At 57.9% G+C, this 23,114-nt stretch carries 12 protein-coding genes and 5 pseudogenes; 8 read left to right on the top strand and 9 right to left on the bottom strand.

The window, feature by feature from the left end:
- Positions 1–285: 285 nt before the first annotated feature.
- Positions 286–510, top strand: a pseudogene (locus ACVIGB_RS26295) (transposase domain-containing protein); the annotation flags it as partial.
- 608 nt (positions 511–1,118) lie between these two features.
- On the opposite strand, the gene ACVIGB_RS26290 reads toward ACVIGB_RS26295, so the two are convergent.
- The gene (locus tag ACVIGB_RS26290) at positions 1,119–2,030 is read right to left on the bottom strand and encodes a transketolase family protein (protein WP_456720455.1); all 912 of its coding nucleotides are present in this window, start codon (positions 2,028–2,030) and stop codon (positions 1,119–1,121) included.
- A 19-nt stretch (positions 2,031–2,049) separates the two neighbouring features.
- On the bottom strand, positions 2,050–2,880 hold the full coding sequence (locus ACVIGB_RS26285) for a transketolase (RefSeq protein ID WP_456720456.1): 831 nt from the start codon (positions 2,878–2,880) through the stop codon (positions 2,050–2,052).
- A gap of 209 nt (positions 2,881–3,089) precedes the next feature.
- Here ACVIGB_RS26285 and ACVIGB_RS26280 point away from each other — a divergent pair.
- Positions 3,090–4,175 (top strand): annotated as a pseudogene (locus ACVIGB_RS26280) (IS630 family transposase).
- A 557-nt stretch (positions 4,176–4,732) separates the two neighbouring features.
- On the opposite strand, the gene ACVIGB_RS26275 reads toward ACVIGB_RS26280, so the two are convergent.
- A complete protein-coding gene (locus ACVIGB_RS26275) occupies positions 4,733–5,545 on the bottom strand; it encodes an aldo/keto reductase (protein WP_456720457.1) in 813 nt (270 codons plus the stop codon).
- Between the two features lie 691 nt (positions 5,546–6,236).
- Here ACVIGB_RS26275 and ACVIGB_RS26270 point away from each other — a divergent pair.
- The 3 genes and pseudogenes from ACVIGB_RS26270 to ACVIGB_RS26260 all read left to right on the top strand — a co-directional run bounded on the left by ACVIGB_RS26270 (position 6,237) and on the right by ACVIGB_RS26260 (position 7,997).
- On the top strand, positions 6,237–7,055 hold the full coding sequence (locus ACVIGB_RS26270) for an IclR family transcriptional regulator (RefSeq protein WP_456720458.1): 819 nt from the start codon (positions 6,237–6,239) through the stop codon (positions 7,053–7,055).
- 93 nt (positions 7,056–7,148) lie between these two features.
- Positions 7,149–7,621: pseudogene (locus ACVIGB_RS26265) on the top strand (IS5/IS1182 family transposase); the annotation flags it as partial.
- 136 nt (positions 7,622–7,757) lie between these two features.
- A complete protein-coding gene (locus ACVIGB_RS26260) occupies positions 7,758–7,997 on the top strand; it encodes a hypothetical protein (protein ID WP_456725074.1) in 240 nt (79 codons plus the stop codon).
- A 201-nt stretch (positions 7,998–8,198) separates the two neighbouring features.
- Here ACVIGB_RS26260 and ACVIGB_RS26255 read toward each other — a convergent pair.
- A pseudogene (locus ACVIGB_RS26255) lies at positions 8,199–8,982 on the bottom strand (transposase); the annotation flags it as partial.
- A 560-nt stretch (positions 8,983–9,542) separates the two neighbouring features.
- On the opposite strand from ACVIGB_RS26255, the gene ACVIGB_RS26250 reads away from it, so the two are divergent.
- Positions 9,543–10,676 (top strand): KamA family radical SAM protein, encoded by a 1,134-nt coding sequence (locus tag ACVIGB_RS26250; protein ID WP_456720459.1) that lies wholly within the window; start codon positions 9,543–9,545, stop codon positions 10,674–10,676.
- Positions 10,677–11,275: 599 nt separating this feature from the next.
- Positions 11,276–12,502: a D-amino acid dehydrogenase gene (locus ACVIGB_RS26245; protein WP_456720460.1), complete on the top strand. Its 1,227-nt coding sequence runs from the start codon at positions 11,276–11,278 to the stop codon at positions 12,500–12,502.
- Positions 12,503–13,083: 581 nt separating this feature from the next.
- Here the strand turns inward: ACVIGB_RS26245 and ACVIGB_RS26240 are convergent.
- Complete coding sequence (locus ACVIGB_RS26240; protein ID WP_456720461.1) at positions 13,084–13,995, bottom strand: LysR family transcriptional regulator; 912 nt, start codon at positions 13,993–13,995, stop codon at positions 13,084–13,086.
- Between the two features lie 291 nt (positions 13,996–14,286).
- Positions 14,287–14,553: a methyl-accepting chemotaxis protein gene (locus ACVIGB_RS26235; RefSeq protein ID WP_456720462.1), complete on the bottom strand. Its 267-nt coding sequence runs from the start codon at positions 14,551–14,553 to the stop codon at positions 14,287–14,289.
- A 1,122-nt stretch (positions 14,554–15,675) separates the two neighbouring features.
- On the opposite strand from ACVIGB_RS26235, the pseudogene ACVIGB_RS26230 reads away from it, so the two are divergent.
- Positions 15,676–15,971, top strand: a pseudogene (locus ACVIGB_RS26230) (helix-turn-helix domain-containing protein).
- A gap of 433 nt (positions 15,972–16,404) precedes the next feature.
- Here ACVIGB_RS26230 and ACVIGB_RS26225 read toward each other — a convergent pair.
- From ACVIGB_RS26225 to ACVIGB_RS26215, 3 genes are read right to left on the bottom strand one after another with little or no spacing between them, the layout of a single operon-like run.
- Entirely contained in the window at positions 16,405–20,034 is a 3,630-nt protein-coding gene (locus ACVIGB_RS26225) for a LodA/GoxA family CTQ-dependent oxidase (RefSeq protein ID WP_456720463.1), read from the bottom strand.
- A 21-nt stretch (positions 20,035–20,055) separates the two neighbouring features.
- Positions 20,056–21,708, bottom strand: a complete 1,653-nt coding sequence (locus tag ACVIGB_RS26220) for a thiamine pyrophosphate-binding protein (RefSeq protein WP_456720464.1) — start codon at positions 21,706–21,708, stop codon at positions 20,056–20,058.
- A complete protein-coding gene (locus tag ACVIGB_RS26215; protein WP_456720465.1) occupies positions 21,705–22,946 on the bottom strand; it encodes an aldehyde dehydrogenase family protein in 1,242 nt (413 codons plus the stop codon). Before ACVIGB_RS26215 ends, ACVIGB_RS26220 begins: the two co-directional genes overlap by 4 nt.
- Positions 22,947–23,114: the final 168 nt, after the last annotated feature.

Raw genomic sequence — 23,114 nt, 5'->3', positions numbered from 1 at the left:
TCGGGGAGTTTGTGGAAATGGCGAGCGCTGTGACCAGTCTCTTCAGCTCTGACAATGCGGCAAGATCAACTTGTGGTGGCCCGGAGGTCATCTCCGCGCATGCGATTGGATCTACCATCCAGCCGGGAATCGTGATGACCGTGCCCAATGGGGTTCGGATCCGCAAAAACTGACCTGTCGCGCGTTGCTCCACCCGACGCACGTTCACCGTCCGGCCAAAATAGGGATGCCAACGATAGTGGACCTCGAAATCCTCCCCGACATGGGCAGAATGAACGGTAAACGGCCGTCGGAAGACGAAATTGGACATTCGCCGGTTCAGACGCTGGCGGACATCGCGCCGCCGCCATCTATACTTTGATCGAAACCTGCAAGATGAACGACGTTGATCCGCAAGCCTGGCTCGCCGACGTGCTGGCCAGGCTTCCAGATTACCCCGTCAACAGAGTCGTCGATCTACTCCCGTGGAATTGGAAGGCGACCCGACAGTCCAAAGCGGCTGCCGCCTGAGCGCCACCGCAGACCCGCAGACCGGCGCGCCTGCCCGGGGTGCTGGTCGGATGCGTACGTTTGTGCTGCGTTTTTGCCGGGAGAAAAACAACGATACGCTTGCTTGCTTGTGGCGCCAGGATTTCAGACGGCCTTGGAGAGTTTGGAGTTGCCCTGGTAGACGCAGAGCGTGCTGCCCGAACATTCTTGCAAAGTAGTTCGCTGCCGGTTCGCCACCGCTCGTCCTAAACCATTCAGGAGCGGATCAGGGCGCTTGGGCTTCGCAATTGGCACCCGGCTCGGCGGTTATCTCGCCCGCGCCAGCGATCCGTAGCCGGCAATACCGCCATATGGCGCGGCCTTTCACGCCTCGGCGACATCGCGCTGGGCGCCATGTCGGAGAAGAATTTGTGGGTAATTTGAAAGCTTCACCGGGCTTCACCGGCTTCACCGGAGGCTTGCAGCTCTCCTCTGCGATCCTGACCTTCTCCGCACTCGTCCAGTGTCGCCGCCGACCTGTCTCCACCACCTCTATGCAGGCTCAGCACCGCACGCCCTTATGCACATCCATAAGCACAGTCAGATGGGCAGCTAACCTTTTCACAAGTTGGCCCATGTTCAGCCGCGATTTAAGTGCAAGCGGCCAAAATTGCCTTGGCTAGATTGGGCCCACGAAGGCCAAAGTTTACCGTGGCTTCATAATAAGTGCCGTAGTTTAACCTCGGTTCAAAGTCGGTTCCGAGCCTCGTCGTGGGTCGTAGTATTCTCGCATCAGCAAGGGTCTCAATGACCAAGCTCCCCAGTCCACCATTGCGATTATGCTCCTCCACGATGACGACATAGCCGACGCGCTTTGCTGCCTCGCAAAGTGCCTCGGAGTCAAATGGGGTGAGGGTTGCAAAATGTAGTACCTCTGGATCAAGTCCACCATCGGTCAACATTTCCACGATCTCAATTATCGCCGAACTTTCAAGGCCCGTCGATACGATCAAAGCATCTTGCCCGGCACGCAGACGACACGCATTGCCAAACTCCTCTAATGGACCGTCGTCACCCTCGGCTGTGACTTTACCTAGGCGAATGTATATTGGTCCATCCCAATAGATCGTCGACGACAGGAGATGCCTCAACTCGTGGTTAGATCGTGGTACGCATATTGCCATGTTTGGGACCTGACGTAAGAGCGCGAGATCCTCAAGTGCTGTGTGGGTAGGGCCAAACTCAGTGCAGCTTAAGCCACCTCCGGTTCCGACGAGCCGCACTGGGAGTCGCTGGAGACCTATGTCGACGAAGAGCTGTTCGAATGCTCGTCGCGTACCGAACGCCGCAACAGTCTCAACGTATGGAATCAGACCGCCTCCGGCCAGCCCGGCGGCCATACCAGTCACATATTGCTCGGAGATACCCTCCATAAAAAAGCGATCGGGAAAAGCGGCCCTGAAGTCGCTCATGCTACTGAAGGTAAGATCGCATCCGACGGCGACAATTCGCTTGTTGCTGGTTGCCAACTGTTGGAGTGTCTTTCGGAACGTTTCACGCATTGTCTTCTCGAGGATGAACTCACAACAGAGACGGCACGTCGCTGATCGATGGTACGTGTCTATAGTGCCATTCGGGACTTCCTTCGAACTCTCCCAGGCCCTTTCCTTTCGTCGTCTCGCAGATGACCACTCTTGGACGCAGATCAGAGATTGGAGACGCAAGCGCCTCTCGAATGGCACGATGGTCATGCCCTGAGACATGATGAACGTTAAAACCTATTTCACGCCAGAGTGCCGGCATGTATTCCATTGGAAGCACATGCTTCGTTGACCCATTGCATTGTTGGCCGTTCCGATCAACCAATACGGTAAGATTGGACAGCTGATGCTTTACAGCATGGAACGCTGCCTCCCAGTTTGCACCTTCATTTAGCTCTCCATCGCCGACCAGAACGTAGACGTGAAAGTGCTTCTCCGTGATCCTAGCCGCCAGCGCCATACCGACCGCTATCGGCAGCCCATGACCCAGAGCTCCTGTGGTAGCCTCGAGTCCGCAAAGGATATTTTGCTCCGGAAGAAGACCAAGTTCGCAGCCGACAAAACAAAACTGATCAAGCTGTTGCCGTGAGACTAGGCCTTTCTGCTCGAGCACCGCGTAAAGTGCGAGGCAGCCGTGCCCTTTGCTTAGAACGAAGCGGTCGCGATCATCAAGTTCTGCTGCGCTTCGCGGAACTCGGATAAACTCGTCATACAAAACAACAAGAATTTCAACTATTGAGAATGACGGACCGACATGCCCGGCAACTTGCCTCGCGACGAGCACTTCCAGTATCCTCCGGCGAATAGCTTTCGATCGGTTATCGAGCTCGATCGCTCTCGCTGTGTCCGCGACAGCTGCGCTTCGTTTCATATCGGCTCCTATTAGCTATCGTGTATTGTGGTTCCTTTGCCTTCGCCTCGCACCTACGTGTTCTGAGAGGCTGGTGTTTGCAATCAAGGCTCGCATCGGATGGCGTTTGTCTCACAGTGCGGGGCGGTAGACAAAAGTAGGTAAAGCTCTGCTAGTGTCCTGATCGACAAATCAGTTACATTTCTGCCGACTTCGATCGGGAGGCGGGAATGGCCAAGGGACGAGCTGTTGCGATCGTACTCAATGACGTGGAGAAGCGCGAGCTGACGGCGTTGACGCGCAAGCACGGAGCGCCGCAGGCCGTGGCGGAGCGTGCACGGATTGTGTTGGCTGCGGCTGGCGGTCTCAAGAACAAAGAGATCGCGTCGAAGCTTGCGATCTGCACACACCCGGTCGGCACTTGGCGCAACCGCCTTGCCGAGCAACGTATGGACGGTCTCTACGACGAACCGCTGCCCGGCGCGCCGCGCGAGATTGGCGACAACGAAATCGCGAGCACGATCCGTGAAACGTTGGAGATGCGACCAAAGGGGGGCGCCCACTGGAGCCTCAGGAGCATCGCTAAAGAGATCGGTCATGCGCCTTCGACGGCGCATCGCATCTGGCGCGCTTTCGGTCTGCAACCGCATCGGGTCGAGAGTTTCAAGCTGTCCACCGATCCGCTGTTCGTAGAGAAAGTGCGCGATATCGTCGGGCTCTATATGTCGCCGCCCGAACGCGCTATCGTGTTGTGTGTCGATGAGAAAAGCCAAGTGCAGGCGCTCGACCGCACGCAGCCCCTGTTGCCGATGCGGCCCGGACAGACCGAGCGGCGCACGCACGATTATAAGCGGCACGGAACGACATCGTTGTTCGCCGCACTCGATGTGAAAGCGGGCACCATCGTCGGCAAGCGCATGGCGCGCCACCGCGCGAGCGAGTTCCGCAAATTCCTGGATGAGATCGAGCGCAACTTGCCGATCAACCTCGACGTTCACATCGTCATGGACAACTATGCAACCCACAAAACCAGGGCCGATCCGTAACTGGTTCGCCAAACGCCCGCGCTGGCACGTGCACTTCACGCAAACTTCAGCGTCGTGGATCAATCAGGTCAAACGCTTCTTCGCCGTGCTGACCGAGCGCGCCTTGAAACGAGGCGTGTTCCGCTCGGTCGCCGAACTCGAAAATCGATCAAGGCTTACATCGACGCCACCAATACCGACCCCAAACCGTTCCGCTGGACCAAGACCGCCGATGACATCTTGGCCAGCATCCAACGCTTTTGCCTTCGCACACTCGCCGCAAACGCCTAGAATGAAGCCAACTTCAGAATCGGGACACTAGTTGGCTGTTCAATCGCGAGCGCCTACGACTGCTTTCCTTGCCTCCCTCCTCGCTTGCGCACCGCATGCCTTGGAATGATCCCATCGTCCCGTACGGGCTCAAAGCGGATGTCTAGGATCAGTTAGCGAAGCGCTCAGGCCTGGAGACAAACACTCCCAGCGACTTGTTTACGCACGGATCGTCAGATCGAGAACGCACGCCGCATTGACACACACCTTGCATGTGAACCTCGACAGGTGCCGCTATCAGCGTCGTCTCCGCGCCCAACGTTGTCGTCTTCTGTCGGTGTTGAGGAGCTCCCTGCACACCTAGATCACAGGATCGAGAAACTCCTTATTCATCCAACAACTCTGTCCTTATCTTGACCGGTCTAAGTGCCTCTGCGAACAATGTTCTTCGAGCCATTTGGCCCGCTACGGCTGCATCAGCCGCGCATCTTTGCAGAATCGTTCTGACACACACCAACTATCTTTCAAACGATTGATTCCAGCGAAGGACCATTAGGTCTGTGCATAATAGCAATAATTCAATCCCAAGCGAGCGCCCCGATGTGAATGCGGCCCTTCGGGCTGCCGAGCTGGTAGATCCGGTCCATCTCAGCGTCGGTGAGCTGGAAATCCAGAATATCAATGTTCTCCGATAGCCGTTCGGGACGAGAGGTGCGCGGGATTACAACGACCCCCTGTTGCACTAACCAGCGCAGAGAGACCTGAGCCGGGGTCTTGCGATAGATGCGTCCGATCTGCACCAATGTTTCGTCACAATTGATCTTGCCCATGGCAATGGGGCTGTAGGCCACAACCGCAAGGCCTGCTTGGTTACAAGCCGTTTTGATTTTCGGCTGATCCAGATATGGGTGATATTCAATCTGATTGCAAACCAGTGGCTCGGAACAGGTGGCGACCGCCTCTTCGACCAAGCCGACGTTAAAATTTGAAACTCCGATGTGTCGGGTCAATCCGAGGCGGCGGGCATGGACGAGCGCGCCCAGTGTTTCCGCGAGTGGAACGCCCGGATTGGGGCGGTGCAACAGCAACAGGTCGACATAGGATTGCTGCAGTCGCATTAAGCTTTCTTTGGTCGAGCGTTCCAAATCGCCAGCTGCGAAATGAATGCTGTTGACCTTTGTAGTCAGGAACACGTCCTCACGCCTTACGCCGGAAACGCGCAGGCCCTCGCCGACCTCAGACTCGTTCTCGTACGATTGTGCGGTGTCGATATGGCGATATCCGACTTTGAGTGCTTGCTCGACAATGCGCGCGCAGGACGCCCCCACCAATTTCCAAGTGCCGAACCCGATGCCGGGAATGCAAGCGCCGTTCGCACTGACAACGTACATACCGTTCTCTCAATCCTATAACTTAGCACCGCATCGACGGCTGAAGTCGTGCGTGATCGGCTGGCTACGTGTGATGATCGGATCTAGCGTGCCCGACTACTACGGACGGCAGCCGACTCGCTTCTCCTATAACAAGAGCATACGTGCGGCCTCCAAGCCATTTACCAGTCATGGTAGTTGACTGTCGGTCGTCGGCTGTCCCTCGGGCGGCCTTCCTAATTGTCGAGCTACACTGATGCATGTGGGGCAAGGCTGTGGCCGGTGTCTGACTATGGATGAACTGCTCGAGGTCGATTCCCCGAAATGGGCCCGAAAAAGCCGCTTCGGTCAGGTGACCTAGGAATGCTTGGATATTCGAAGCCCCACCGTCAGAGAATCGTCAAAAGCGTCGGCTAAGCCTCGATACCGCATCGAGATATGTGCTCGCATCGTTGGCGAAAAGTTGCAGACCTTGATCGGTGCGCCGGCATAGAGGCCGAAACTAAGCGGTGCATTGGATCCCGATTGAGAGCCCAAGTATCCTGCAGGGTAGGCGCTCATTATCTGAAATCAATGTACTTAACTAGACCGCCTCGAACTTGGTTTGCCAGCTGGAGTGCTCCCGGTGCGAGACCTACCTCGATTGATAGCTAGGTTTCTGCTGCATTGGATAGCAATGTGTATAACAGCATTCTGGTCAGGATTGATAGTGGTGATCCCCAACAGTCGGAAGAAGAGCAGGAACGGGCTCAATTCGCCTCCTTCATTCGCGGACGCCGACATTGATGAGCGGCTTTATCTGAGAACCATTGAAAAGGGATTACTTATCCTTGCGACGTTCTGTGCCAATCCTCGGCCGTTGACTCTGGCTGAAATCTCCGAGGCATCTGGATTGAACAAGAGTGCAACTCAGCGGGTGCTCTATACGTTGCGGCTGCTCGGATATTTAATGCAGAGCAAAACAACGCGGCAGTATTCACTCTCAGCCAGGTCTTTAGACATTGGAAATGCCTATTTGCGCAGTAATCCGATAGTGCAAGCAACCTTCCCGTACCTGCTGGAGGCCAGTAGACGTTCGCGGGAGACGGTCAACCTGACAGTGCTTGATGGCGCCGACATCATATTTATCGCTCGCGTTCCGAGCAGAAATGCGATGAGCTCTTGCGTACCGATCGGGACGCGTCTCCCGGCATTCGCCACGGCGCCGGGACACGCGATGATAGCGAATCTTGAACCTGCTTCAACTATTCAGATTCTGCACACGATGACCGGCGACCGACGAAAGCTCTTTAAACAATTAGAAGTAGTTCGTCGAAAGGGCTTCGCTATCACCGATCAGGAGGCAGTGCCTGGCGACATCTCGACGGCCGCGCCGGTGTTTGGATACGACAATGAGGTTGTGGCTGCTGTTAACATCGCTGCATCTGCTACCAATTGGACTCCCGACAGAGTGGAGGCGGAGCTCAGTCCGATCGCAGTCGCGATCGCACTTCAGATGTCCAAGGCGGTCTGCCATTATAGGCAAAAATGAACTGTGTCGCGTTCGACAATAGCAGGCTGAAAAAGGGGGCACGCCGGCCAACGACAGTGATTCATTGGGGCCGAAGAGAATCGGAGATGATGCGTGCGCGGCGGCGACAATGGAACGGAGAGCTGCTCGGCTACCTTGATTTGGAGGCATGGGTGCGGCGTGACCGTCGGCCGCGAGCGATCCGAGCGATTGTGAACCAAGCACTGCCGATGCTTGAGCCGGAGTGTGCCGCGCTGTATTCGTCGTTTCGGCGGCGTGATCCCGCCGGAGAAGCTGCTGGGGCGCGTACTGTCGCGGGCGTATTATTCGATGCTCTCCGAGCGGCTTCTGATGGAACGGCTGGAAAGCGACCTGCTGTTCCGCCGATTCGTCGCCTGCGACCGTTCGGCGTTCCCGAAGAACTTCAACCGGCTGCCGCAAGGCGACATCCCGGCCAAGTTCTCGCAGAGATGCTGGGGCAGCCCAGGGTAAAGAAGCTTCTGTCGTGCGATCACTTCTCCGTCGATGGCCCGCTGATCGAGGGCTGGGCCTCGATGAAGAGTGTCGAGCCAAGGGACGGATCTGGCTAGCTGAAGCCTGGGCTTTTACCTTCGCCGCTGCTGCGTATAACCTGGTGCGGCTGCCCAAGCTCGTGGCAGGGCTGCGAATGAGCCAAAGGTGCCTGGCTTCGCCACCGTCGCTGGCCGCTGGCGCATCATCGGAATGCATAACTGGGACAGCACGTCCTCGACCTCGTTGAGGAGACCATCTCATCTTCAGCGCAAGTGCGATGGCGAAATCGCCTTTGGGGCTCTCAAAGACTTCCTGGACGTGCGCTACGGCACCCGCGATGGATCGGCCTGCGCAGAGTTCTCATGCGAACGGCACGACGAGAATGATCCGTCCTGCGGTCGCGGATGGGCTATCATTGGCACCGCGGGCAGGCTTGTCGGCAACTTTTAGATCCACAATGGCGACGAGCTCAGCGTTCGTTTGCGAGCGCGGCTGAGTTCTTTAGCCGTCCGTGAAGAACGCGGACGAGCGGTGATTCAGGCGATCTTTTGAGCCGGGACAGTTTCGGCGAGCGCCCGGATGATGGTACGCAAGAGTGCTGCGAGCCATCGCAGGAGCAGACCGAAGTTGTAGCCGGCTGCTGCGAGGACGGCGCTGATGCTGATCCTCGAGGCGTATCCGCTGCGCAAGATCGAGCAGCGGGCCGAAGCGAGCTTCCAGCACCGCATCGCCATCAATCTTGCGGGGGGGACGTCGCGGATGATCCGGCCGAGCCGCGTCCGCAGGAACTTGAGCTGGCGCGGGGCGCGCTTGAACTGGCGAGCGTTGGTATAGCGGCCGACCATGATGGCGGCGCGCTTCGCCGGGCGCAGATAGCTCTGGCGCAGCGGCACACGATTGCGCTTGGCGAGCCCGTCGAGCTTGGTGATGGCCCGACGCATCAGCCGCGCGTCCGTCGGATGCGCAACGGCCTTTGGCTGCGCCGTGGTATCGACCACCACTCGCTCAAGATCCTTGGGACCGATGGCGCCAGTCTTGTGCGCCACCGACAGACTTTCCCGGATCAGCGCCACGAGCTGCTCCTCGCCGAGCCGCTGGCGCCAGCGCGTCATCGACGATCGATCGAACGGCAGCCGGTGGCAGAAGCTCAACTCGCCGCAGAAGTATTGGCAAATAGGGGTTCTCGATCCGCGCGGGCGCACAGCACCTCATCCGAGAGATTGTGCATGTGCTTCAGAATAAACAGGCCGGCGACAAGCCGCGTCGGCAGGCCAGGCTGCCCCGGACCGGTTTGGCACACCGAACCAAAGCGATCATCCAGAAACTTCCAGTCGATCAGCGCCGCCAATCGCACCAGCGGGTGGCCCATGTCGATGATTTGATCAAGCGCCGGAAGCAACAGGTCTTTCTGGCGATCATCCCGCGGTTTGCTCATCGCCTTCCCCAAATGCCGATGAACCCGCCGTCAGGGAATCACGAATCGCTCGAAAGCAAAATCCCAAAACGCAAGAAAGCGTAGCCCAACACCCAGCTTTCCTGCAAAATCCAATACTTTATCCTGACAACTTCTGCTTATCTCTCAGACTGATCTGCATTCTTCACGGACGACTCTTTAGCCGCCTGCAAGACGCAGACCGAACCGTGGCATCAGATCGATGGGTCTCGCACTTCGCTCTTCCTGCGACGTACCGGCTGACGCCCCTGTTTAGTCCGTCGCCCTTCGTCAGGAGCACAAACAATCAACAATGCTGTATGCCTTCCGACACGTCTTGTCGGATGTGTCTGTGCGTCACAAATGTACGCCTACCCAAGCTGTCGTTTCCGTTTCGGAAGCTGCGCTGTTTACTCGAGGTGGTTCGCAATCTTTGATCGACAAGTTGGCATGACTCTTGAGTCTGACGAAGTAGACGCTGTGGTGGAGGGCGAACAAGTTCGCTCCCCGTAGCAATTGAATAGTGGCGCGCCACGGGCTCGCCACCCGAATAGGAAGGTCGCATGCAGGTTACTACTAAGCAGTTGAACAATGGCTCCTGGGAGGATTGGCGTTGGCAGCTCGCGAATAGCATTACCACGCGCGATGGCCTAAGAGATTACCTCGTCCTATCGCCGCAAGAGGAAGACGCGTTCGACAAAGTCGGCGAACGATACGTTTTCAAGGTTACTCCATACTATTTATCGCTAATGGACCGAAACAATCCAGATGATCCGATCCGTCAGCAGGCCCTCCCAAACGCCAAGGAGCTTACCGACGTCTATCATATCGACCAACTCCCGTCGTTTCACCAATCAGATGTGGAGTCGGAGAATCCGCTTTGGAAGGAGGGGAAAACCGATGTGAGCTGCATCGTACACAGGTATCCCGATCGCGTGCTTTTCCATCTAACTAACCTGTGTCCCACGTACTGCAGACACTGTTCGCGTAAAGTCCACGCCGGGCATGACTCAATTGTCAGTAATCGATCCTTAGTCGACAGCGGACTTGCGTACATCGAAGCCCGGCCACAAATTCGGGACGTGTTGTTGAGCGGCGGTGATCCTCTCACGCTTGGCGACAACAAGATTGAGTACGTGGTGTCGCGTCTGAGACAGATTCCACATGTGCAGATTATTCGTATAGGGACTCGGACGCCCGTGACACTCCCTCAGCGGATCACACCAGAGTTCTGCCAGATGATTCGGAAGTATCATCCGATCTGGGTAAATACTCAATTCAATCACCCAAATGAGGTGACCCCTGAGGCCAAACTCGCAGTTGAACGGTTGCTCGAAGCAGGGATTCCGGTGGGAAATCAATCCGTACTATTGAAAGGGATCAATGACTCGATCGACGTCATGAAACGGTTAGTCCATGCACTCGTTATGGCGCGCGTGCGACCGTACTACTTGTATCACGCTGACTTAGTGCGGGGAGCTGAGCACTTTAGAACATCGATCGCTGAGGGAATTCATATAATCGAGAACCTCCGTGGACATACTTCCGGATTTGCTGTGCCGCAGTATGTAATCTGCACACCCCTTGGTAAGACGCCGCTCAATCCGAACTACCTGATTGGCTCGGGACCAGGGCACGTCGTCCTGCGCAACTACGAGTGGAGGACTTGGACGGATCCCGACGGTGTTAGGCCTTAAGGTGTGCTGCGCAGGAGAAAGTCCGCAAAAATAGGAGTCCGGAATGTTCCTTAAAGCGGATGGAACTGAAGTCTGGCTGCAGAGCTCGCAAAGGTTACCGTATCTATCGCTCGCTGGAATGATCGAGACATCGGAGGACTATCTAGTAGTTCGATCACGGCTGCTGAAAGTATACAAACGGTATGACGGCATGGCGTCGGATGATGCGTACATGGTTTGGGGTGAGGATGGTAGTGCCCTGATTTTCTGCGCGAGGCCCGACAAGAATTGTGCTTTGTTGTTGCTTGGGGAATTTGGCCGAAGCAGGAAAAAAGAAAAGCCGGGCTCCATTCTTGAGGACCTGGTCGATATTATGCATAGAAGTCTAAGTGGAATTTCGCGCCACAGTGGCGCGATCATTCGGCTTCAGTGTGTGAGGTCAGAACTCGCCATCTTAGCGAGCTAAGCTTGCTGCAAAAAGCTAGACGTGATTGGCGATAAAAAGTTGGTCCGTGGCCTGACAATCGATCCTCCCAGCGCAGACTGCAACCAACCTCGTGCATCACCGCCGACGATCCATCGACATTCTTATTCTACGGAAATTCGAAGGTAGTGGTGAGATGAAAGTGGCTATTCTGGGTGCTGGCGTTGTGGGTTGCGCGACAGCCTACATGCTTGCGAGGAACGGACACGAGGTCACTGTCGTTGACCGTCGCGACAGGCCAGGAATGGAAACAAGTTTCGCAAACGGCGGGTTAATGACACCAAGCGACGCTAGCCCGTGGAGCTCGCCAAAAACGGTGAGGCAACTCGGCAGGATGTTATCCGACCGCAACTCGATCATAAAGATAAACCCAAGCGCAATACCGTCGACCATAGGCTGGGGACTCAGATTTCTAGCGCACTCGACTTACGAGCGGCACAAGGCAAACATGATTGCAAACATCAAGATCGCGAGATTGAGCTTGGAGGTCTTGCGCAGTATCCGCCAGACCGTGCCTCTGAACTACGATCAAACGACGGTTGGCACAATGCGGGTTTTTCCCCGCGGCGGGCGGATGTCTGAGTTCGTGCAAATGTGCCGCGAGATGCAGGAGTGGGGAATCCAGTTTGAGGTTCTTAATCAGGACCAGATCCTTGAGAAGGAGCCATGCCTCGGTGCCGTCATCGATCGCTACGTGGGCGCCGTATTCTTTCCTGATGACGAAAGTGGCGATGCATACAAATTCACGACTGAGATCGCGAGGCTGGCAATTGAACTAGGCACTAAGTTCTTGATGAACACGAATATTATCGAGATAGTTAAGGGAACTTCCTCGGAGATCTCACATGTATCTACCTCACGAGGTGATATATCTGCAGATGTGTACGTTCTTTCGCTCGGCAGTTATAGCCCCATAATGGCGCGCCCTTTACACATCTCGTTGCCAATCATCCCGCTTAAAGGATATTCGGTCACGGTGGCGCTAAACGGATGGAAGGAAGGCCCTACACGACCTGTTATGGATGATGGATACCATGCAATGATGGTGCCCATGGGCGACCGACTGCGCATGGGCGGTCGAGCCGAATTTGCCAGATACGACACCCGTGTTGACGAAAAGGAGGGGCAGCGTGTTCTGAACGACATTCTGAAACTCGTACCGGCTCTGAGGTCTCACATCGACGCAAACGCTGCGCTAAATTGGTCTGGTTTGCGCCCGATGACGCCTGGTGGGCCCCCTCTGGTTGGGCCTACACGCTATGCGAATCTCTTTCTTAACACCGGTCATGGCCCACTGGGATGGACCATGGCATGCGGATCTGCAAAGCTGATCTCCGATCTTATTGAGCAAGGGCGCGTTTGAGTTGTCTCTGCGATCCGAAGTTGTCTGAAGAAGTTTATAGTGGCTTGACTGAATGGCGATGGAAGCGGTGAGTGCGATCTCGAACGCGAGACTAGGCTCTGCTCATGAGGGGATCAAGGCCGCGGTAGGAAAGGTTCTCAACGCCACTGGGCAACGCTGCGGCGTGGGGGTCTTGAAAAAGTGGCCCTCAGATCCGCGCTATGCAGCAATCAGCCCCCATTGTGCCTCACATCGAAACCAGAACTTGTCGCGACGCGGGATCGCTTGAGGTTGACGGCGGCGGCCCTCAGGTAAGCTTGGATCTTCATGTTCCGGAGACCGCGCCGTACGGCGGCGCGGGAGTTTGAGCAATGCAAAGCTATGTCGCGCTCGCCATCTATGTTGTACCAGTCTCGATGACGACGTGGCTAGCAACGGCCGCGCCACGATCCAAATTGAGTGCTTGACAATCTTCGGGGGCGCCAGCTCGAACAACTGCCAGCGAAACCTGCCTTCTGCTGAACAGTTTTGGCAAGATTTCAAAGTTCTTCGACGCGTCTTTATCGCTTGCTTCGTCTGCCTGCTCCAATCCGCCATGCGGCTCAGCCCGCACCTGAATCCGCCGAGAAATCCGGATAGCGCTCGCGAAGCAGGTCGAGAAGCGGACGCAGCGATGGATTGTTGTTGTCCTGCCTCCAGTACGCGCGAAAGCTCAGCCGCGTCGGCCCCTCGGCATCATGTACCTCGCGGAACGTGACACCCGGATAGCTAGCCCCGGTTGCACTTTCGAGAACTAGCAAGATTCCCCAGCCAACGCCGACCAAGGTGAGAAGCCGGTCGAGCCCCACATCGTGGCGGAGCATCGGGCATGGATCGGAAGCTCCTATTTTGCCGATTAAAAGCCTGTGGAATTCCGGTCCCGGGCCGCGCCCGGAGGTCAAAAGTGGCTCACGGTTTAGTTCTCCCCAATGCACAACGTGACAGCCCGCCAGCGGATGGTTCTCGGGAAGGGCGGCGACGATACGTTCACTCCAGAGCAACAATGACCTGTCACTCCACTTTCGATTGGGCTCGGCCACGAACGCGACGTCAATGGCGGAACTGGCGAGGTCCGAGGTCAGTCGGTCGCTCATTCCGTCGCTCAGATGAGTTTCGACATCAGGGAAGCGGTGCCGGTGCTCGAGGAGGGTGGCCCGTAGATTGCCGGCCGAAAGGGAGGTATGGATGCCGATGATCAACCGACCACTTTCGCCGCGTGAGCGGGTTTTGAGGCGAGCGGTCATGGCTTCAGCTTCGCCTACCACGCGCCGCGCATTCTCGAGGAATTCCTGTCCCTCGACGGTCGGTCGCGTGCCGCCGTTTGTGCGCTCGAAGAGAATGACGCCCAACTTGTATTCGAGGCTGCGTAGGCAACGGCTAAGGGTCGGCTGCTTGATTCTGAGCGACTCTGCCGCTCGGCGGAGGCTTCGATGCTGGGACGCGGCGATCGCCCAGCGCAGATCTCGAAATTCCACTGGCACGCTCCGACAAGCCTTAAGATTGTACCTGGCGCTATAAACTATTTATGCGTGAGGCAAAAACGTGGCGGCTTCCGCGCAACATTTTGGTCCGTTTAATAACAATGTTTCATATTGAGACCGACGGTCTCAGGCGCTCCGCATGACATGGCTCGCGCGTTACAAGGTCCGATAGCGGACATCAAGCTGACTAAAGAGCGGTTTGGCGCATCTCGCTAACTAGTGTCGCACTCGCTTGGCCGAGAGCACCGTTGCGGTCGATCAGGTTTTGCAACTCGATTGGAAACGTCAACCATCTGCCGGATAACGCCCCCGGCGACGTCGGCTTCGGTCTAAATCGCTACGATTTCTGTGGCGATCTCGTGTGTGGCGTTCTCGGTCCGACTTGCCAGTGCCTTTGACCTTGCCGGCGACCGCAAAACCCTTACCTGCTTCTCCCGCCTTGGCAGGCTCGATAGTTGCACTCAAGCCTAGTAGGTTAGTTTTGGACGTAATCGCCTTGATCAATTGAACAAACTCGCCGATGCGTCTGACGCCGCCAGCAAATCCGTTCATGATGGATGGCCTCTACCCGCTCCGCCTCCTCTGCCGCCTGGTAGGAGATCTCGGATGAAAGGGCCACTTGCCGTCCGATCTCAGAACCCGAGGCGAACAACTCTGTGATCGATGCAGCCACAGAATTTACGTGTGCCGTGGTGTGCTCGGCGGCGCTCGTCACGGTGCTGGAACGCTCTGCTGTACGATCGGCGACTGCACTCATTGTGATACGAAGTTGTTCAGAGCCGAGCTGAGGGCGGTCAGCATGAGTCCAGTAATTCGTCCGTCCAGTTGTGTCCGCGGTGCCCCGCATTATGCTAGCACGCTCGAAAGAAGCACGTTGTTTCAGTGCCTCCTGCTCCTGCTGGAGACGACGGTCCTCGATCGCGCCGGCCCGGAAGATCTCCATACCTCGCGAAGTCGACAGACTTCTTCTTCTTTACACCCTGTGCAGTTCATAATCGTAGTCAAATCGGCGGCCGCCGCATCTGCGGTAGCAGCAGTCAAAGCGACAATGGGACTGCTCGATTCCGTTGAGCCAGCCTGCGACCGCAAAGGCGCTAAGCAGGGGCGGTTGTGGTGGCCCCCATGCGATGGCGCTCATTCGGCCTGCCATTTGCTCCTTGCGCAATTGAGCTGTGGCGATTTCTTCCTGGGGACCTTTAATTGTTGCGGCTAAATCCTGGTGTGCGAGCTCTTTGGCCGCCAGAGTTGCAGTTTAAAGGGCAAGGGCCAACAGATCGATCTCTGACTTTTCGCGCCAGGCCTTGGTGCTGTCTAACAGCGATCCTATTGCGCCGTCGTTGTTTAGGCGGAGATGGCAGAGGCGAGGGCCTTATGAAAAGAGGCGAGCGAGGCGACGCGTACTGAACGCATAGCAGACCTCGATCCCCGAAGCCGGCAGCTTTCGACCCATTGCATTGGAGGAAGCTCAGCAGCCAAAAGGATCTGGTCCTTCTCGGCCCACCTTGCACAGTAGCATGTCGACGCGATGGACCTGCGCACTCGTCCGGATGCGATTGCAATCGCCGCTAAGAAGTCGCCCGTGGACGAACAAGTTGCAAGCTGCCTTCACCAGAAACTAATAGTAGAGTTATAACCAGTGGTTTGGCATCTCGGTTGAACGGTATGCTTTGGCGCATGAAAAGTCGTGCGCTCGTGGTTTACAATGTGCGTCGGATCCGCCGAAATCGCGGTTTTTCGCAAGAGAAACTGGCTTACGCGGTCGGCATTGACCGCTCCTATATGGCTCGTCTTGAGCGACAATTGAAAACCCAACAATTGATCTTCTCGACCGCATCGCTGAAACGCTTGGCGCTCATGTGTCAGAGTTCTTTGTTCGGCCCACCAAAGGTACGAGGGCTCCCAAGACTGTACCTAAGGGACGCCAGCCAGCACGTCGACTTCGCAGGAAGAGCGAAGTGCGAGACCAATAAATCTGACGCCACGGCTCGGTCTGCTTCATGCGCGCGATTTGTCGCTATGTGTCGCGCGCCAGGGAAAACTGCCGCCCGCATACCTCATCCAGAATGTTACTGGACAACTTCTCGCTGATGATTGGGGCAGTGCCATCGAATTGATTCGGTGGCGTCTATGGCGGGAAAGATCAGCATTGGCGCGCGGCGGGAGGTGGTGTCGGCCGTAACGGAGCGTTACCGGTCGCCCTTTGCCAGGATCTCGCGGCGATAGGGCGGTTCCAGGGCTAACTGGCGTTGCCGCTGAAACAATTGAGGAAGACCGCCCGCCAACCGCCGACGTCGGCCGAGATGATGCAGTCCGCCTACCAACGAAATCGTCACGATGTCGGGTCTCCATCCGATCCGCGCCAATAAGGCCCGCTACTATGAGGAGGCGCCTCGTCCTTTTGCCCTAATGAACTGCACCATATCCGAGAGCGATACCTGTTGGATGAAACTCCTCCTCCTCGACGGTCGCTTCGAGCCGCAGCGCTTTTGGGTTTTTGTCGGCGACATTCGGCAGTGGCATGCCTTGTCCGATCCAGGCGGACAACAAGGTGCGAATGCTGTTGCCATCGCAGCCCGGGGGAATTGCGTCGAATAGTTGACCGAACGGACTGGCTTCCAGCTCGGACAGCACTTCGCCATTCACCGAATTAGCGAGCTTCTCTTTGAGAGAGTGTAAAAAACGTCCCGCCGCCTCCGAAAAGTCGGATGCGTTCCGAATGTCTAGTAGGCGCCTTACGAGATCGTCCTGCCCGGACTGTCGATCAGTGACGCGAAGTTGGGTCATCATGTGATAGACGGAGCGCACCATCGCCCAGGCAAGCCAATTATCGTATTTCGTGATTACTGCGCGGGCCTGGTCCACCTCCTTGTGAGGTGAGGTCCCGTTTCCTGCGCGATGCGCCTTGTCGATCGCGTCAAGCCAGAGAAATACCCGCCGCGGAGACGCGGTCTGCCGCAGGTTTCCAAACCGCTCCCCGGCGATCTGCTGCACGAATTTGAATTTGGTTCGGCACGCCTCATCGAGGCGGCGTTCATCCAAGGATTGGGGCCTCTGCCGGTCTCGCTGCTTGAACGATGGTGCTTCATCCTGCACCCAGTCGCGCCACAGCTTGATCTCCGCCTCGGTGAAAACGCGGAACATGGCGCCGTCGAACTCAAGCAGTTTGAAGAAGCGGCTTCCGTCCGGATCACCAGGCACGATGTAGCCATGTTCGATCAGGCCATCGAGGAACGCTTTCGGATCGTTGAAGAACTGGTTGATCGGCACGCCACCGAGTTTCTTGGTGCCGTGGTTATATTGTCCGTACAGCTTCTTCGTGCTGATCAACTGGAGCAACTGATCCTCGACAGTCCGCGGCTCTCTCAGAATATGGATGATCTGCTGCATGAGGATGGCGAAGGTGAGAGCGTAAGCAACGTAGCCATCCCAGATACGGGACCATTGCGCTTGCACCGCCTCCTCTCCGCCATGCAGCATGACGTTGTGGAGATAGATCTTCACCGCTCGCAGGATCTGTCCCGCATGTCCGTCCTCGGCATTGTCGATGGCGATATGGAGACGGTGGAATTTGGCGCTGAGGCCGACATTCTCGAGGATCGAAGCAGCTCGGTGCAATTCCAAGGCCGTCCACTCCAGCCAGAGCGTCATGCCAATGATCTCGGGATAGTACAGGCTCGGAAACTCCGAGATTCCAAGTTGAAATGTAGCGCTCTCAAAGGCGGCATCAAGGAATTGCGGATCAAAGGCGAACGCGGTACTCGCCACGGGCGACGGATAGAAGCCGAAGGAATGGCAGAGGTCGCGGTAGACGTTCGCGTGATTCTGCGAGACTTGGCCGTCGCCAAGCTCCTCGTTGAAGATGGAGAACAGTGTCGAATTCACCTCATCCATCGGCCCCATGCGATGCACGTTGCGCAGCCAGGCGCCATCGAGGAAATTGAACGGTGTAAGCTGCTTGACTCGCTCAATGACGTTCTCCCGGGTGGAGAAGTAGGGGTTGTGCTCCTCGTTTGCAGCATTGTAGGGCCTGCCGTTCTCGGTCAGGCCGAACTCCATGCAGTCGTCATAGATGTCCTTCATGCGTGCTTCGAACACGTCCTCCGAGTACCGGAAAGGCCGGACGTTGTTCATGAAATTGAACGCGCTCGGCAATTTCTGCACGTCGCGCGCCGCTTGCAGGACACTCTCCACATACTCTTGCGCCTTGCCGAGGCAACCGCGGTGATGCTCCAGATTGAGCAGCGTGTGGAAAAGATAGCGGATGTCCATGCCCGCGTATGGCAGGCGCTCGGTCTCGACATGGACGTCCTCGCCGCTGGCGGCGCGGATCCGCCGTACGAAGCCGAGTTCGTGCCAATAGCGTACCATGTCGTCGGCGCCGCGCCGCGCCGAGTCTCGCGGATCATCGCGAGTCGCCGCGGGATTCTGCCAGGGCCGACGCAACAGCGTGCTGACACCCAGGCCACGGTCCCACTTCACACGTCCTTCGAGGCCTTCGCGGACGCTTTTGCCTCCCGGCGACCACAATGCATTGACCTCGTCGAATACGTCCTGGGGAATGACGTCGTCGGGCCGCGCCGACGGCCACCAGTTTCCGCGCCGCAGATAGAGCCCGGCCTGCCAGGGCACGCTCAGGCTCGACGTCAAATCACCAGCTTTGATCGAACCGCGGTTGATCCGAAAGGCATCGACATAGGTGGCCGGGTCCTTCGCCCGCTGGCCGACCTCAACCCCCGGTGCGAAAGGGCCGCCCACTGCCTGGTTCAGTACGACGCGCTGTAACTCACTCACACGCTCGTCCGACGTCCGGCTTGCCGGTGCTTGTAGCGGTTGATCCACTGCTTCCGCAGTAGCGGCCGTCGCCTGCTTCCATTTTTCAAGCAGGCGATACTGCCGCGGCAGCAAGGAGAACCAGCTAGCGGGAACGCCGGGCTGGCCAGGCCCTCGGTCGCCGTAGAGCGGCGGCATATAGCGCGCGGTGGCCTGTTTGATGGCGGCGCTGCCTTCTGCCGTCGGATTGCGCAGCATCGCGAAAATGCGCGCGCGCTCGGCGGCGGACTGACAATGCGCGAACGTGAATTTATGACCCCTCCGGGCGTCATTGTTCACCCAGGCGATATTGTCCATGCGGGACAGCAGGGACTGAAGACGCCCATTGTCGACCTCGGTGCTCTCCGTCAGCCATCCGGCGTCGATGGCGATCTCCTCTGCGACATCGTAGAGCGTAACCAGCGCATCGATGGACGGCGCATAGTTCGGTGGCCCCACCACCACCCATGCCGCATCCTTGGGATCTGATACGTCGATCCGGCGTCCGTCGGGGAGGGTGACGGCCGCCGACACCGGGCCATCCGAGACGTCGTCGTACCAGTAATCGTTGTTAGCCCAGTAGTCGGTGCTTCGCGTGTCGGCGCCGATCGGATTATCGGGGGTCGTCGATTCGGCCCGCCCGAGGCCGCCAAGCACGAGCAAATGTCCAGCTTCGTCCACCTGGAGTTCGCCAAGGTAAACGGGCACGCCGAGAAAGGCACCGGTATCGAACCGTCGATCGTCGGAAGCACCCGAGGACGCGATCGTCCGCACACCGGGGTCGATGATCAGCTCGGTGCGATCGTCGGGGGTGCGCGTGTCGGGATACTGATAGGAAGCGCCGTTGCTGTTGCGCAGTCGCGGCGGCGCGTTGCTGGTAAGGCCGTCCTGAAACCGATGCGAGGCGCCCTTCTTGTTGACGAGATGAGCGCTCCATTCGACTTCGACGGCGGGTTCGTCGCCAGCGGGCTTCAGGGGCAGTTCGCCGAGATTGTTGCCATCCTTGTCGTAGCCATAGAGCCGGAAAAGAGCAGCCTGCCGCCGGACGCGCCCGCTCGAATCCTTATAGCCGCCGGCCGGCGCATTCTTGGCGCCCTCCGGCGTGTCCGCGGCTACATAGAAGCTGTCCGGGCTGTTGCCGACCCGCGCGATTCCGATGCCCGGATGAATCCGACAGCTATAGACCTCGGAGAACGGGTAGCCGGTGCTCGCTGTCCTTGCCATATCGTTGCTCCTCGGTTTGCGCTAGGTGCTTTCAAAATCCTCGACGCCCGGCGCGGGCTGGAGGCTGGTCACGCGCACGTCTACGATCGCGGTTTGCCCCTGGCTGTTGCGCTCGAGTGCCGCGGCGAATTGACCGCGAAAGTTCCCGATATTCTCGACGGGCAGATGCGCAACGCCCCTCACGATCGTGGCAAAGCTGCTCTCGAGAGCGAACCGCGTGCTCTCGAAGCCATGCTTGCGCCATTGATACTCAAGCCAGCCGAAGCCCTGGTTGTTGAGCACGACGTAGGTGACCGGCAGGCCGTAATCGATCGACGTGAACAGGTCGGCGCGGGCGATATTGAAGGCCCCGTCCCCCACCAGCGCAACGACCGGCCGATCGGGCCTGGCGGCCTTTGCGCCGATCGCCGCGGCGACGCCGAAGCCCAGGCTGGTCTGTTCGCTCGGGACAATGGATCGCTGGTCGGCGCCGAGCGTGAAGGAGGGATAGAAATACGACCACATGTCGAGGAGGCCGTTCTCTTGCACCAGAATGCTGTCGCGCGGCAGCGCGGCTTCGAGTTGCTCCATCAGCGCCGGCAGCGAGATAGCGTCGGTTTGCCTGGCCCCGTCGAGGGAGGCAGTTCGTGTCTCGAAGCTGATGGCTTTGCTGCGCCGAATTTGGTCCAACCACGCCGGCCGGCTGCTCAAATCGTCATCGTGCGACAGCCGATCGGTGATGCCGTCGCATGAGGCGACAATCTTCGGCCCGGAGTACGCTGTCGACATCTCCTCACTGCTAATGTTGATCTGTAGGACGCGCCCATGAAGGCGCTTGGAATCCAAAAGCAGCGTGGCTGTCTCCTCCAGGCGGCTGCCGAAGCTCACCAGGCCGTCGCACTGCTCCCACAACTCGCGCAGGGGTTTTGCCGTATAGAGGCCGGCCAGGCCGCAGAACAACGGATGGCCCTCGTTGGCCGCGCCGCGGCCAGATGCGGTGGTGAACACCGCAGCGCCAACTCTGGCCGCCAATTCTTCGTAACCGACCGTCCTGCTTCCATCGAGCGCGCCGCCACCCAGCAGGAAGATCGGCCGCGCCAGTCGCCTGATGAACTTCTGGACCTCCGCGGCAGCCGAGGCGGACAGATAGGGATGATGTCGGACCGGTGGATCGTAAGCGATACCCGTTGCCGTGACGTCGGCGAGGTCTTCCGGGATTTCGATATAGGTCGGCCCCGGGCTATCATTTGTGGCAAGGAAGGCCGCGCGCTGGATAGCCCACGGCAACTGGCTCGGATGCTCGACCCGGTACGCCCACTTCACCAGCGGTCGGATCACTGCGGTCTGGTCGAATTCCTGGAACGCGCGCGCGCCGAGGCGATGGCGCGCCGTGCCGACGGCGATCAGCACCACGGGCGCGCACGAGGCGCGGCTTTCCAGCACGCCGGTCATCGTATTGGTGACCGCCGGTCCTTTGCCCACGATGCAGATACCCAGCTTGCGTGTAGCTAGCGCATAGCCGGTTGTCATAAACATCGCGTTGCGCTGGTCCTTGGCGACAACAAAGGTGATGTTGCGCCCCTCCAGTGCCTTCAGAATGCTCAGGTCGTCGCCCGGGATTCCGAACACCGCTTTGGTGCCGGAGGCTTCGATGAACCGGGCGACCTCCGTCCACGCCGACAGCGCTTGACTCATGGCCGTTGTCCCACCATGCGGGCGATGGTCCGCGACAGCAGAATCGGCTCGATACGGAGGTCACCGTTGCGCCACGCGTAATTCGCCATTCGGCCATAGCCGCCGAACGGCGTGTTACCGTCTTCAATGTCGAAAAGTGTGCAGTTGACGGACACCATGTGCCGCTTGCGCAGGAAGTCCTCTATCTCCGGCACGGCGTAGACGCTCGCGCCCAGCGCGCGTTCAGTATAGATGTCGAGCGACAACTCGCGGACGAGGTCCTCGGGAGTGTCGTAGGCGATGACATTGAAGATCGGCCCGAAAAACTCGACGATATCGGCGCGATTGTGCAGCGAACTAAAGATAACCGTGGGTTCCACGTGCCGTGTGGAGTATCTCACTGCGCCGCCATGCACGATCCGCTGCTCGTTTTCCAAAAGATATTTGGAGATTTCGTCCAGCGCCGAACCGTAGAACAGCGGCCCGTAATCGGCATCGGCATGTTTGCGCGATCCGAATTTCAGCTTCTCCAGGGCTAATCGAAGTCTTTCAAGAAAGAGGGCGCTGTGGGTTCTCGGCACGAAAATCGCGTCAGGACCCATGCAGTCCTGCCCCGAGTTGAAGAGCCGGACTTGGATGAGGTCACTGATCGCCTTGTCGAAATCCGCCAAGGGGCCAACGATGAATGGGTTCACTCCTTGCCCGAAGAAGACAAAGAGCTGCTCGCGCGGCAGCGATTTTCGCAGCTTCTCCGAATTGCCGAAGGTTCCGGTAAACACCACGACATCCGCGTCCCGCGCGACCTGTTCGACGAAGACCTTCTGCTCGTAGCTCGCAACCTCGATCGGCAATCGGTGCTGCGGCGCGAGCAGGCGATGCAGCCGCTCCATCGGCTCTTTCACATAGCTCGACGGCCGCAGCGAGATCTTGCGAATATAGAGTGATGGAACGACGGCATACAGGACGTAGGAGTAGAGCAGAACATTGGACGGCATGAAGGCGGCGAGATGATTCAGCGTCTTTGGGCGATTGTTGATTACTTCATCGGCCGCGCCCGACAACGCACGTTCGGACGCCTGGATCTCGGCTTCAGCCGCCTGGAACGTTGCCGTCTCGGTGAGGATGTCCAGGACCGCGGCGCGTTCGGAACGCAGATAGTCCCGAAGCCTGTCAATCGCATCCAGCCGGTCTGCCTCGAGAATCGGAGGCGCGGTCGCGACATTGTCGATCGTAGGGAAGGCGTCATTGAGACGATTCATGGATAGTCCCTTTCGCTGTTTCCGGGGGAGTCAAACGTGGTTCTCGCAAGATTTCCGGTTCTAGTGCGCGACGTGGCGCGTAGATTTCATCGATCATCTGTGGTGATGGATGCTGCGAGCCTAACCGACCGGCGTTGCGCGTTGCGCGCCGCGTGTGTGGCTTGGATC

The organism is Bradyrhizobium sp. USDA 4341 (assembly GCF_054063755.1).
This window is presented reverse-complemented; position numbering and strand designations above follow the sequence as displayed.